The organism is Campylobacter sp. 2352 PW, from assembly GCF_024723575.1.
Taxonomy (GTDB): domain Bacteria; phylum Campylobacterota; class Campylobacteria; order Campylobacterales; family Campylobacteraceae; genus Campylobacter_D.
Genome location: NZ_JANQCX010000021.1, coordinates 1 through 13,077, shown reverse-complemented (window position 1 = coordinate 13,077; position 13,077 = coordinate 1). Strand labels below are relative to the sequence as shown.

12 protein-coding genes are annotated in these 13,077 nt (G+C 25.9%); 3 read left to right on the top strand and 9 right to left on the bottom strand.

Features of this window, described 5'->3' with window-relative positions:
* Nucleotides 1–166: 166 nt before the first annotated feature.
* The 6 genes from CAMP5121_RS07735 to CAMP5121_RS07710 form a co-directional block, all read right to left on the bottom strand.
* Entirely contained in the window at nt 167–1,078 is a 912-nt protein-coding gene (locus CAMP5121_RS07735) for a type VI secretion system baseplate subunit TssG (protein ID WP_044598845.1), read from the bottom strand.
* Nucleotides 1,075–2,802, bottom strand: a complete 1,728-nt coding sequence (tssF, locus tag CAMP5121_RS07730; protein WP_263687864.1) for a type VI secretion system baseplate subunit TssF — start codon at nt 2,800–2,802, stop codon at nt 1,075–1,077. Before tssF ends, CAMP5121_RS07735 begins: the two co-directional genes overlap by 4 nt.
* 1 nt (nt 2,803) lies before the next feature.
* Nucleotides 2,804–3,196: a GPW/gp25 family protein gene (locus CAMP5121_RS07725; protein WP_066007556.1), complete on the bottom strand. Its 393-nt coding sequence runs from the start codon at nt 3,194–3,196 to the stop codon at nt 2,804–2,806.
* Nucleotides 3,197–3,199: 3 nt separating this feature from the next.
* Nucleotides 3,200–4,654, bottom strand: a complete 1,455-nt coding sequence (gene tssC / locus CAMP5121_RS07720; protein WP_337215266.1) for a type VI secretion system contractile sheath large subunit — start codon at nt 4,652–4,654, stop codon at nt 3,200–3,202.
* A 12-nt stretch (nt 4,655–4,666) separates the two neighbouring features.
* Entirely contained in the window at nt 4,667–5,152 is a 486-nt protein-coding gene (gene tssB, locus CAMP5121_RS07715; protein WP_039626294.1) for a type VI secretion system contractile sheath small subunit, read from the bottom strand.
* A gap of 73 nt (nt 5,153–5,225) precedes the next feature.
* Nucleotides 5,226–6,500 carry a TssA family type VI secretion system protein gene (locus CAMP5121_RS07710; protein WP_066007555.1) on the bottom strand — a complete coding sequence of 425 codons (1,275 nt, stop codon included), beginning with the start codon at nt 6,498–6,500 and terminating at the stop codon, nt 5,226–5,228.
* Between the two features lie 94 nt (nt 6,501–6,594).
* Here CAMP5121_RS07710 and tssJ point away from each other — a divergent pair, with 94 nt between their 5' ends.
* Genes tssJ through icmH form a run of 3 tightly spaced genes read left to right on the top strand, consistent with a single transcriptional unit; the run spans nt 6,595 to nt 9,230 of the window.
* On the top strand, nt 6,595–7,035 hold the full coding sequence (tssJ, locus tag CAMP5121_RS07705) for a type VI secretion system lipoprotein TssJ (RefSeq protein ID WP_337215265.1): 441 nt from the start codon (nt 6,595–6,597) through the stop codon (nt 7,033–7,035).
* A gap of 15 nt (nt 7,036–7,050) precedes the next feature.
* Nucleotides 7,051–8,451, top strand: a complete 1,401-nt coding sequence (gene tssK, locus CAMP5121_RS07700; RefSeq protein WP_044598839.1) for a type VI secretion system baseplate subunit TssK — start codon at nt 7,051–7,053, stop codon at nt 8,449–8,451.
* An 8-nt stretch (nt 8,452–8,459) separates the two neighbouring features.
* Nucleotides 8,460–9,230 (top strand): type IVB secretion system protein IcmH/DotU, encoded by a 771-nt coding sequence (gene icmH / locus CAMP5121_RS07695; protein ID WP_220524490.1) that lies wholly within the window; start codon nt 8,460–8,462, stop codon nt 9,228–9,230.
* Here icmH and CAMP5121_RS07690 read toward each other — a convergent pair.
* From CAMP5121_RS07690 to CAMP5121_RS07680, 3 genes are all read right to left on the bottom strand, one after another.
* Entirely contained in the window at nt 9,225–10,277 is a 1,053-nt protein-coding gene (locus tag CAMP5121_RS07690; protein ID WP_337215264.1) for a hypothetical protein, read from the bottom strand. The genes icmH and CAMP5121_RS07690 overlap by 6 nt on opposite strands.
* 3 nt (nt 10,278–10,280) lie before the next feature.
* Entirely contained in the window at nt 10,281–11,537 is a 1,257-nt protein-coding gene (locus CAMP5121_RS07685; RefSeq protein WP_337215263.1) for a hypothetical protein, read from the bottom strand.
* A 4-nt stretch (nt 11,538–11,541) separates the two neighbouring features.
* Nucleotides 11,542–13,077, bottom strand: a 1,536-nt coding sequence (locus tag CAMP5121_RS07680; RefSeq protein ID WP_337215262.1) for a hypothetical protein, incomplete at its 5' end; no start/stop codon positions are given.

Below are 13,077 nucleotides of genomic sequence, written 5' to 3'. Positions count from 1 at the left end.
TAGAGTTTTGGATTAATATAAGCTTGTTGTTAATTTATGGTTATTTTCATAATATTGGGTATTAATAAAATTTAATAATATCAATAGTTTAATAATAAAAATTCAGATCTTATGTATTTGATTTTAATATAGATGAATAAATGATATATTTTGATAAATATAAAAATTATTCATGAAGTTTAATATGTATTATTTCGTAATTTTTTATTTTTTTTCCTAAAATTTTACCCCATCCTAATTTGGAGTGAGAGTAGTCTCCTAGCTTAAACAGCATTCTTTTATTAAAAATAATTTTAAGATATAAATCAACACAAAATTCATTGTTAGTTAGAAATAATATACTTTCTTTAAGCTCTTTGTATTTTTCTGCGTTTGGAAAGTATTTTAAAGCTTCATCATAGTGTATATCTTTTATATAAATAGCTATTTTATTTTGGTAAGATAGAAATTTTTTTCCCAAGATTAGATTTTTTCCTAAAATATGATTTTTACTTCCTAATTTATTTAATTGTATGTGTCTTATGTAAATTTGATGGGGTATATTTTCTATAATATTTAATTGATTTTGTAAATTAAAAGTGATTTGTAAAATTCTTTCAATATAACTTTTAGGTCTTCTTAAACTTAGTAATAACGGTGCAAAAGGTAGGTATCTCTTTGCAATTTTTGTGTCATTGATGCCTAACATAGAAAATAGTATTTTAGAAATTCTATCGTTGAAGTTAATATCAAAACTTTTTGGATAATTGTTAAGAGTGGTAATTTCAAAAAAAATCCAAAGAAGATAGTGATTGAAGAAGTCAAAAAATAAACTCCATCCATCCCCGCCATCCTCATTCCTAGAGAGCTTGTCTAGTATATAAGAAGGGAGTTGTGATGTATTACCTTGTAGACCCATAAAATTAATCATAATTTCAATGGGAAAATCACTAATATTTTTATTGAATTTTACATATTCGATTTCTTTGTTAGGATGCATTAGAGCATTATTTACCCTTAGAAAAATATCTTCTTTGGGATGATCTTTTAATAATTTTTTAAGAAGTTTATAAAAGGTATAAGAGTTTGCATTGTTCATAATATAGGTTTAATTCCTTTTTTAAAAGGATAGTGTATAGTCGCTTTTGAGTTTATGCATTTAATTTTTAATTCACAAAATGAATTAATACTCACAAAGGATGATAAAAATTCTGAAATTATTAATCCTAGCTTATAAACTTCACCCAAAGAATAAAATTTAGAATCATCTATACTTATAATACTCATAGTACCTTTTTTTGTAATATACTCATCAATTAAGTAGCTTGGTTTTGACTGTATGTCAATTATTGAAGAGGTAAGTAATTGACATACTACTTCAGAAGTTTTATCATCAGGAAAGCTATAGCTTTCTAAAACTTGAAAAAAGGATGTTTTTGTTAAAAGAGTTTGATAACTAAATGACAAAATAGAAACTAATTTCCATAAAAGATCACCATTGGTTTTAACTTGCTTAATCGGCGTTGGAATGGTAATGTTTTTCGTAATAGCATCTTTATAAAAAGGTATAAGATTGATATCGCCTATTTTTAAACGGGTCGGTAAATTTTTATTACAGCATAATACATCTATTGTGATTGTTTCATTTGTATTGTTTGAGGAAAAAAACGATATTTCTTTGAAGTTATCTTGTTTGGAATTTGATTTATTTGTAATGTAGTAAAAATCTTGTATTTTATTTTGCATAAATTCAAAACGTTCAAAATTTTTATAGTTTTTTAAAATTCTACTCCCGCTGTCGCTATTATGTGCTTTGACTTGTTTTATTTGAACTATATCATATGCATTTAAATTTGTTCTATCGATAAAAATTCTATATCCATTTTTCGAGTGATTATTGATGATAGGTTCTGCTGTTTTTTCGAAAATATTAATGATTGGTGTTGTCGATAATGAGAATAATTCATTTTTTATAATACAATTTTTAGGAAGTGTTTTATTAAATTTAAAAAAAATGCTAATTAACTTACCTTTACACTCATGTAAAACATCCAAGCCTTGTATTGAGATAAAATTAAATTTTTCAGGCAAAAAAAAGTATTCTCTTAGCAAGGAAAAAGATTCAAATCCTAAGTCATTATAAAATAGGCAACTTTCGCTTGGCTTTAAACCCATAGTTTTAATATTATGGGTATTTATTTTAAATTCTTCTTTTGTGTCATGAGATATGACTTTTATTTCTTCTAAATATTGATGCATATAAAAAAGTAATGTAGATGATGTGTAAACATCATCCCCTAAGTATATACTTAGTCTATCTAAACCTAGATGTTCTATGTTTAAATCTTCTCTACTAACTCTAAGTTGTATATCTAATGTATGATATTGTCTTTCACTTCCTAAAAAAACATTCTCTATATTTAATGGATATAGATATACATCATATACTGTTTTAAATTCACATTCACATTTTTCTATAGATACGGATTTAACTGTACTATTTTTAGGAATAATTAATCTGTTGAGTTTGCTGTTTTCGCTAAATTTGAATTCTTGCATACACATAGAAGGTAGAATGTTGGTGTAATTTGGAGAAAGAATATTAATTAGAGATTCTGCAATATAGGGTATATTTTGATCTAATTCTTGATGAATTTTAGAGGTTAATATTGCTAAATTTTCAATAATTCTTTCTATATCTGGATCTTTACTATCGTAAGATAAAAAAGGGGTTAACTTGGGAAATTTATCTATAAAAATTTTCCGAGCATGATTAAGATAAGCAATCTCCTTTTGATAATAATGTATATCATCTTGTGTCATTTTAGATAACCTCGCAATATCGATTATTTTTAAATATAATTTCAATTGCAAATTCTTTAAAATTATCATTACAAAAAACACATTTTAGTAAAAATGAAAGTTGCCAAGGTTTTAAAGAATCATTATATGTGATAGAATTAATTATAATTCTTTTTTCGTATTTACTTATGAGTTTATGAATTTCTTTTGCCATGTTCAAGCAAAGTTCTGTCGAGCTTAAATTTAGATTTTCCATACTAGATAATCCAAAATCTTCAACACTTAAGCAGTCATCAAGTTTTGCATTAAGCAAAACTTGTATATTATTTTTTATTTCTTGAAATTCATTTTGATAAAAAGGGATATTTTTATATTGCTCATCCAATGAATGAATAATTTTATCCAGCAAAGACATTTATTATTCTTTATCCAATTTACCTACTAAAGATAGTTCAAAATTTCCACCCATATATTTAAAGTGAGGACGAACACTCAACCCAATCTTATACCATCCAGGCTCCCCTGGTATATTATCCACTTTTACTTGAGCCCCTCTAAAAGGTCTTCTACTTCTAACCTCTGCTGGTGGATTTTCTTGATCTGAAATATATTGTCTAACCCATTCGTTTAAACCATTTTCAATATCACTTCTTTCCTTCCAGCTTCCAATTTCTTCTCTTTGTAGTACTTTTAGATAATGTGCTAATCTTGAAATTAAAAATACATAAGGCAATTGAGTACCTAAGCGGTAATTTGTTTCAGCCTCTTTTCCTTCTGGTGTGTTTGGAAATATTTTAGGTTTTAAAGCAGAATTTGCTGAAAAAAATGCTGCATTATTGGTGTCTCTTCTTAGAGTTAAAGTTATAAACCCATTTTCTGCAAGTTCATATTCTCTTCTATCTGTAATCAAAACTTCAGTAGGAATTTTAGCTTTTAAGTTTCCAAAATTTTCATAAAAATAAGCAGGAAGATCTTTTACGCTTCCACCGCTTTTTGGTCCTATGATACTACCGCACCACCTGTATTTAGCAAAACTTTCTGTTAATCTTGTTGCGAAAGCATATGCTGAATTTCCCCATAATAGATGATTATGAGATGCGTGAACATTTTCTTTGTAATTAAAGCTTTTGATGGGATTTTCTTCACTATCATAAGGCGATCTTGTCAAAAACCTCGTAACCATTAATCCTGTGTATTTAGAATCTTCATTTTCTCTAAAAGTTCTCCATCTTGTGTATTGTGGACCTTCGAGAAGACTTTGTAAATCCTGAATATTAGCTAATTCTGAATAATTTTCTAAACCAAAAAATTTAGGTCCTAAAGAAGTTAAAAATGGAGAATGACTCATTGCTGCTATGCTTGACATTTTATTTAAAAAAGTCATATCTGGACTTGCAGTGCTTAGTTGGTAATCACCAATTATAGCACCAACTGGTTCTCCACCAAATTGTCCATATTCTGAAGAATAAATATTTTTATAAACAACACTTTGGGTGATGTCTGGATTATTTTCGAAATCTTCTAAAACTTCTTCTTTTGTAATATCAAAAAGATTAATTTTAATATTTTCATTAAAATCAGTTCTTTCTACTAAGAAGAAAAGTCCTCTCCAAGTCGATTCTAATTTTTGAAATTCTTCATTATGTAAAATCTCATCCATTTGTTTTGATAATAAATCATCGATATGGGCAATCATTTCATCAAGTGCAAATTTGTTGATTTTATCTTCTATGTTATCGCTTTCAACTATTGCGGAAATAAATTCGGCTACTCCTCTTTTTGCTATACTATAGCTTTCATCATTTCTAGCATATTTGCTTTTTTCCATAATACTTTCAATAATTGGAGTATCAATTACTTTATCTTTTGACATATTATGTTTCCTTTATTCTTCGTTATTTTCTTTTTTGATTTCTAAAAGCAACTGCTCTTTGGTTTTTTCATTTTTTAGAGCATCTAAAACAGCTTTTCTAAAATTTGGAATATTACCCATGGGTCCTTTTAGAGCCATTAATGCTTCTCTAAGGCGCATTAGTTTATTTAACTCTGGCACTTGTTGCACTATATTATCAGGCGAAAAATCTTTCATACTAGATATTTTTAGGTTGATATCTAATTCTTCAGCGCCTCCACCCAAAGTATTTTTAACATTAAATTGGGTTTTGATGTCTAGTTTTTGCATAACTTGATTAAAATTTATTTTGTTGATAGACACAATTTCTCTATCTTCTAAATTTTGTTCATTTTTACCTGTTAAATTAGCCATTATCATAAGTTTTAAAGGTAATTCTATCTCTGCATTTTGCCCGTTTGTTTTTGCCTTGTAGGTTATATTTATGCGTTCTTTTGGTGCACTTGATCCATCAGACATTTTACTTCCTTATTTTTTGAATTAAAATTTATTTTTTAAATTATACATAAAACTAAATAAAGAATAACTAAGTTTATATTTTTTTATTAGTTTTGTTTTTTGCATAATTATACTCATCACTTAAGTAATCCTTTAATAAGGTTTTTTCCATAAGTTCAACTAGTTGTAAGTATATAATTTTTGCATTATTTTTCATATTGTTTGTTTCAAAAACTTGTGCCATGGCTATTAAAGAATTTATATTACAAAATAAAGAATTATTATAATTTTCATTGTTTATTTCAATGAGTAATTGCTCTACTTTTTTATTTTTATCGGATGTGGTGTGTGTTTTTTTATTAGTTTCTTGATTTTGTTTTACAAAATAATTAAATGTATCTTCTTTACACATTAATTCGCCGTTGTCAAATCTTAACTTGGTAATATCTTTGAATTTGAGAATAAAATTACAAGTTAGTAAATTTAAAATTTTCAAGGAGTGTTCTTTTTGATGATGATGTAAAAAATCACAAAATAGTTTAAATCCTTCTATCCAGAAAGGGTTAAGTGAAAGGTTATTGATAAAACATTTTATTTGATCTAACTCATTCGTATTTTTATCTAATAGTAATTTTATTAAATTTCTATCAGGATATCTTACTTTAGTGACAAAATCTGAATGCGGTGGAAGGGTTTTTAATCTTCCCCAAGCTGCTTCTGCAAACAATGAATAAGCATTAGTATTTTCAATGTTATTTTCTAGTAATTCTATTGCTAGATTATTTAATAATGTTCTGTATTCTCTATCGCTAAGATTAGATAATTTTGTGTTTTTTATATCGATATTTACTTGTGTCACTGGAGATTTAAGAGGTGATTGTTTAGTTTGAGTTATTTCTTCTTTAATGTTTAATTTTGCAAAATTACAATTTAAAATTTCGCGTAATTTTTCAAAATACTCATTTAAACTTTTAGCTGTGACTTGTGAGCATTTTGGTGAATTTTTATTAAATTCATTAATAAAATTTTCAACAATTTGTTTGTATTTCTTTTTTTGATTTAATAGTATAGAAGATGTTTTACTTATATTTTCAGGTTTTTCTCGAAATAATTTTTCTGTAAAAATTATTATTTCTAAAAATATTTTAAAACACTCTTCGTTATTTAATGCTAAACATGATAAAGAAAAGTAAGCGAAAATTTTCATATCCATCGAGTTGTTTTGTAAAATATCTAATGAGTGTTCATATACCTTATCCCATTGTATTTTTTCATGATTTAATGTTTTGTATTTTGTCATCTCTTCTTCAAGTAAATGAAATATTTCTAAGTTTTCTAAATTTTCTTCATAATGATCACAGAAAATCATTTTTTATCTCCTAAGCACTATTGAAAGTTTTTTTAATTATAATAAAAAACAAAATTATAGTGTTATTTATTTAAGTATTTTTTTAAGGATGGGAATGAGAAAAATTTTTGTTATGTTGCTCATGGGGTTGTTTTTAAGTTCTTGCTCTAGTGTTGTAAGTGTAAAGATTGATAATATAAAAAATTCTAATTTAAATAGTAGAAATGATGATGTTCCTTTGACTGTTATTGTGTATCAACTAAAAGATGTAAATAAATTTATAAAGGCTAGTGATTTAGAGCTGGTTAATAGAGAGGATGCTATACTCGGTAGAGATAAAATTGACTCGATTAGACTACAAATTGCCCCTAAAGATAATATTATTGCTTTTAAAGTTATAGATGAAGAAGTGCCGTATATTGGTATTTTGGTTTTATTTGCAAATAATACTAAAAAGGTAACAAAAATTTGGGCAAAAACAGATGATGCTAATGGTTTTGGAACTAAAAAAACATTAAAATTTGAAATAACAAAAGATGGTATTAGACATATTTAATCTAAGGAAAATATAATGGCAGATAAGCTAAAAGTAGCTTGGTTTAATGGGCTAAATATTGATAAAATTCATTTTGAGCAACAAGAACGATATTTTGAAAGAAATATTAATCTTAAAACAATTTCAACTTTCAATAATTTATATGGAATAATTGATTTAGAATTTTCCAATGAAATGCTAATGCAAGGAAAAATAGCACTTAAAAGAATTTCTGGAATTGCTAAAGATGGTAGCATTTTTAATGCACCAGAACAAGATGAGCTTCCAGAGCCTTTGGAAGTTAATTATGATTCTTTGGTAAATTCTATTATTGTTATTAAAATTCCTATGGGTTTATCCTCTATAGCAGATATATCTTTACACAATAATATACCTAATTCAAAATACATTAGTTTAAGAAGTGTTGTAGCTTCAAGAATATATGATGATAATACTAATGATGTTTTTAAACATACTGATTTAGAAGATGAATATGAGAATGATAATATTACTTTCTCTCAAGAAAAAATAAGCATTACTTTAGCTAGTTTGAGATTGAAATTGGGCTTTTTAGGCAGCAAAACTCCAGATGAACTTGAAATTCCTATAGCAAAAATCAAAAATATTGATTTAAATAAAAAAATAGAGTTAGATGAAAGTTTTATACCCACTTGTTTAGATTTAAATAAATCTTCGTATATTAAATCATTTTTAGAAGAAATTTCGCATTCAATTAAACAGCATAAAGAAATACTCACTGAAGTATTTAAGGGTATAGATCAAACTAAAAACACCTTGGATTTTAGTACATATTTATCGCTTAATCTTTTAAAAAAATGGTATTTTATTTTTTCATATATAATCAATAAAGATAAAATACATCCTGAAAATTTATATGAAAAGTTAGTTGATTTTCAAGGAGATCTTAGTGCTTTTGGTACTGAAAGCTCCTTTTCTGATTTTATAGTATATAACCATGATGACTTGACTAACACTTTTTTACCACTTACTAATCAACTGAGAGTTTTATTTGCAAAAATAACTTCTCCAAAATATACTATGGCTCAAGTAATTGACAATAACAATGGATTTTATGATTTGTTATTTGACAATCCTACGGTTATTGAAGAGGGCGAATTATTTTTAGCTATTAGTGCTGATGTTAATCATGAGTATTTATTATATAATTTTAAAACTCAAAGTAAAATTCATACTCAAAGTAGGATAAAAAGTATAGTAACAACACAATTACGAGGGATAAACATAGAGCAAATTTCAAATATTCCATCTTCTATACCTTATTTAAATGGTTATATTTATTACAAGTTAGACAAAAAAGATGAGCTGTTTAAATACTTTAAGGGTGAAAATGTTATAAGTTTATATCTAACAACAAATATAAAAAACCCTGATATAAAAATGTGGGCTGTATTTTAAGGAGTAATATGCAAAAAGAATCACATTTTAAAGAAGGATCTTTACTTTTAGAAAGTGATTTAAAAGGTTTAGAAACCAATAAAGTTGTTGATAATTGCTTGGAAATTCTTTTACTTGTTTATAGATTATCTAAGGTTCATTCTTTGGATGCTGCTTATATAGAGAATTTAAAAGAAAAGCTTGTAAATGAAATTTTGGTTTGGAGTTCAAGATTAAGTACTTTTAAAGAGTATGATGAGAAAGATATTATAAAATTAAGATATTGTTTATGTGTATTTATAGATGAAAGTCTAATGAAAAATGATTTATTTATTAATAGCTCTTGGGCAAATCATACTTTAACCGTGAGATTATTTGATGAGACTCTAGGTGGTGATAATTTTTACGATATAGCGCTTTCTTGGTTGTCTAATCCATCCAAAAACAAGGATTTTTTGGAATTTATATATGTTTGCTTGATTTTAGGATATAGAGGAAAATATTCTCATGAAAAAGATGTTGAGGAAAAAATTATTTATCTTTGTAACAATATAGCATCGGCTTTAACTCCTCTTATAAATTTAACAGATGAGACAGCTTTTGATAAGGCTTATAATGGAGCTAATAGGGAAAAATTTTGGCAGTATTTTCAACGCAGATTTATGAAATTTGCGTTAGTTGTTATACCTATTGGATGTATTTTAGGTTTTTTCATTTTTGCAATTTTTGATTTGCAAACTCATAATATTAAAATCGATTCTAATATTAGCAGTTTGATTAAGAATATAGAAAAATTATAACTCTTCGTTTGGAATGTTTAATTTTAACTTTTGAAACATAATTTCGTTCCAATGTTTTGGAAGGTTACAATTTTTTGGGTAATATTTTTGAAAAAAATAAATAAAAATTTGAGGATTTTCAGCTAGAGAAAAATAAAATTTTCCTTTATTTGAAGATAAAATTTTACCATCATGGTTAATATTAGGGCTATAGAATTTATATCCTTTTATTGGAGGCATTTTTTTAAGGAACTTTGAATTTGGATAGTGTTTGAAAAATTTTAAATAACCTTCGATGTAACCCACCCCATATTTTAATGGATTTATATTAGTATAGAAAAAATCAATAAAAGGGATATTAGAATTTTCTCCATAGTAAGGATTTGGTATAAGATTGATTTGTTTTTGATATAATTCTTTATATGTAGTGTAAGCACCGGCATTAAAAAGTAATTCATTTTCATCTTGAAATTTACCAGAAAAATATGGAATTAAAAAGTCATTTAGACTCCAAACTAAATATTCGTAAAAAAGCTCATCACTAAATGTAATTTTATAATCTTGTTTAGATAGTGTATCAAGTTGATTTAATATATCGTTTTTATGGTTGTTTCTGTCATAGATTAAAGCGGTAATGCCACTATTTTCATAAATTTTATTAAAATAATTTTTAATTAAGTTAATGTTGTTGGAATGCAAATCATCAAAATATGAGTAAATTTGTTCTTTGGATAAGATTATATTGTTATTTTGCCTGAAATATTGCACTTTGTTGTTTGTTATTTCATTAAGCCAAAAATTATTTAATTTTTCAAAATTAATATCAAAATTACTTGCTATAAATTTTGGAAACAAGTTGTTTTTCTCTTCTTGAAATATTACCTTTCCTATATATAAAATAGCGGTTAAATCATTAATTTTTTTATTATATTTACTACTATAGAAATTTGAAATATCGTTTATTCTATCCTCAACACATAAAATATTTGTTTCTATGCCAAGATATATGGTTTTATCTGATCTATTGTTAAAAGCATATTTTTTTAAATCAGGAAGTTTAATTTTCATTCTTTAGCCTAAAAAATCTATCATTTTTTCGACAAATCTTGCATCTCTTTCATTTGGTTGTATTTCATAAGCATTTTCTTGCCTTTCTTTGTCATCAAATTTATAAAAGCCATCAAATAAAATTTTATAATCATCGCTTATAGAGAATCCATGTGCATAAAACAAATATCCTCTTAAAATACCTTGTCCTGGATAATAATAAGTTTCAACATAAAAATGTCTAATCTCGTGAATCATAGTTTTTATTATTTCTTTTAAATCATGTAGATTATTTTCATTAACACGTATGCGTCTTTTGTAATATTCTCCCCATTCTTCTTCATCTCCTTGGAAAAAATCTATTTCACCATTTTTTGTTATTAAATTTAAGTCTAATTTTTCACATATAGCGGTTGCAATCTTACTAATTAAATTTTTATAAATTGCTATATCCAATTTTTTACCTTGCATCAATTCATCATATTTTTCTTTCAATGTTTTAGGATTGTTTTTTTCTATAGGGCAATTTAGCAAAACATCTTTACAAGTTTGAAAATAAAAATCTCTATCTCTTTGATAGTCTTTGAAATCATTTTCCACGCTATCTATGAAAGATTGACTACCTAGGTCAAATCTATAGTAAATATAAGCAATTTTTCCTGCTATTTGAGGATTATTTTTACAGAATGAAAAGAAATTTTCTCTCATAATAGTAAAGGTATCACCTATTTTTTTAGATAGACATTCGAAAAATTTAACAGCATCCCAAACACTTTGTATGTGTGATATTTGGTTCCATTCTTGAATATTTTTGGGATAATTTGCAAGATTAACACCATTGGTAACATTATCATCTTCTCCAATACCCACTCTAAAACTCATATCAATGATCACATAAGGATCTTGTAAAGTCGGCATTTCGCCTTCATAAGCAAATACCACAATATAATATTTTTCAAATTTAGTTTCTTTTGTTCTATAAAGAGGAAGAGAAAAGCCAATTTTATTTGTATTTTCTTGTTCAATTAAAGTTGCATTGTAATCATCATTGCACTCTAATTCTCCATCTTCATCAATATCAACTAAAGTACTAAAACTATCAAAACTTTGCAAATAATCATCCGATACAAATAATAATTGCATTTTAGCTTGACTATCACATTCAAAAAAACCCCATTTTCTTTGTATATCGTCGTTATTCTCTAAGAAAAGTTCTACATATGTTCCTGGTGCAAACGGAGCTTTAAGATCGTATATTTCCTTAGAGTTTATGCTATTCATTTATCTATCCCTTTATTTCTTTTGCAAATACAATTTTATTGTTTCGTTTTTGAGGGTATTTAACTTCTAATTCGCAAAGCAATTCTTCTTCATTTGTAATATAGCTTAAATGCTTTAATAAATCTTCAAACAATACCCCATTAACTATTCCTATACTGCCATTGCTACCAAATTCTCCCTTTTCATTAATGTTATAAAGATACAAATCCCCCTTACTCATACTTTCTTTATTCTTGCTTTTTCCTTTTTCATCATTTGGATTTGAAATTTCTATTTCTTTAAAACTTTTAGAGCATTCTTTATCTGTGTATAATCTAACACAATACTTTCCCCAAGTCTTACCTATGCTAAAAGGATAATCTTTTAAAAAATCAGGTTGTTTGTTGTAATTAATCTCATTGATTTTAAAATAATACTTTCCTTCAGGTAAGCTTCCAAATTTATCTTTAATACTTTCATCATCATAGTAAAAATATGCTTTTTTCTTGGTAGTTTTATCTTTTATATCTTGATAAAAACTAAAAGCAATTTGTTTATTTGATGGTTTTAAATTATCAGCTTTAGCTACTCCACTTCTTGCCATATAAGAAGCTATTAAATCTTTTCCTTTAAAATGATATAAATAAAAACCATCATATTTAAAATAATCTTTATTTTTAAACCTAAGTATAAGTCCTATTTTATGATTGATATAATTATTAAATATTCTTTTGCTATCTTGTAAGGGTTTGGCTAAATAAGCTTTATTATCTTCTAATCTAACTTTAAAACTATGACAATTACTAAAGTCTTTTTCTCTATCAAATCTTATTTTACCTTCTTTATTAGTTTTTAATTTTAATACGCTTTGCTTGATTAGTTTTTCATGATCATACCCTTTTATACCAATGCTAGCATTATCAATAGCCTTGCCATGTTCATCTTGTATGATAAGGCTGATGTAATTTGAAGTAGCAGTGTTGTTTATAATGCTAGTGTTATTGTGGGTTAAATTTAGATCTTGATGGTTTAAATCATCATAAGCATAGTGCTTGCTTATCTTTTTAGGTTCTAATTTTATATTTAAACTATTTTTAGCTAAAACATAGTTTTTAATCTTACAATGATAATAATCATAAGTAATGTTTAAATCTTTTAAAGCATATAAATTATTCTCATCATATTTAAGATAATAATTTATTTTTTCATCATTGAAAGAAAAAATTTCATCTTCCTTTGCGCCTAAAAGAAGTTTTTCATAAAAAAATACTCTTGTTTTTAGTTTATTAAAATCTAGATTATAGTTTTGTTCTAATAAAGCTATATCGATTAATGACTCATCTTTAACAAATATATCACAATTGTTTTCATAAAGATGCAAAAGATTTGACATAGATGAAGCATTGTCAAAAAATATAAGCTTTTTATTTTTATCTTTGTTTTCTAAGATGAAGTGGCTTAGGTTTTTAAGGTGATAAGATACAATCTTAAAATCTTCTTTTATATCATCTATAATGGTATTGCTTTGTTTTGTATTGTTTTCTTGATTTGAATTTTTATC

Coding starts and splice junctions, on each gene's coding strand:
- CAMP5121_RS07690 (WP_337215264.1), bottom strand. CDS start 10,277: ATGAAAATTAAACTTCCTGATTTAAAAAAATATGCTTTTAACAATAGA.
- tssJ (WP_337215265.1), top strand. CDS start 6,595: ATGAGAAAAATTTTTGTTATGTTGCTCATGGGGTTGTTTTTAAGTTCT.
- CAMP5121_RS07710 (WP_066007555.1), bottom strand. CDS start 6,500: ATGATTTTCTGTGATCATTATGAAGAAAATTTAGAAAACTTAGAAATA.
- tssF (WP_263687864.1), bottom strand. CDS start 2,802: ATGACACAAGATGATATACATTATTATCAAAAGGAGATTGCTTATCTT.
- CAMP5121_RS07685 (WP_337215263.1), bottom strand. CDS start 11,537: ATGAATAGCATAAACTCTAAGGAAATATACGATCTTAAAGCTCCGTTT.
- tssC (WP_337215266.1), bottom strand. CDS start 4,654: ATGTCAAAAGATAAAGTAATTGATACTCCAATTATTGAAAGTATTATG.
- icmH (WP_220524490.1), top strand. CDS start 8,460: ATGCAAAAAGAATCACATTTTAAAGAAGGATCTTTACTTTTAGAAAGT.
- CAMP5121_RS07725 (WP_066007556.1), bottom strand. CDS start 3,196: ATGTCTTTGCTGGATAAAATTATTCATTCATTGGATGAGCAATATAAA.
- tssB (WP_039626294.1), bottom strand. CDS start 5,152: ATGTCTGATGGATCAAGTGCACCAAAAGAACGCATAAATATAACCTAC.
- tssK (WP_044598839.1), top strand. CDS start 7,051: ATGGCAGATAAGCTAAAAGTAGCTTGGTTTAATGGGCTAAATATTGAT.
- CAMP5121_RS07735 (WP_044598845.1), bottom strand. CDS start 1,078: ATGAACAATGCAAACTCTTATACCTTTTATAAACTTCTTAAAAAATTA.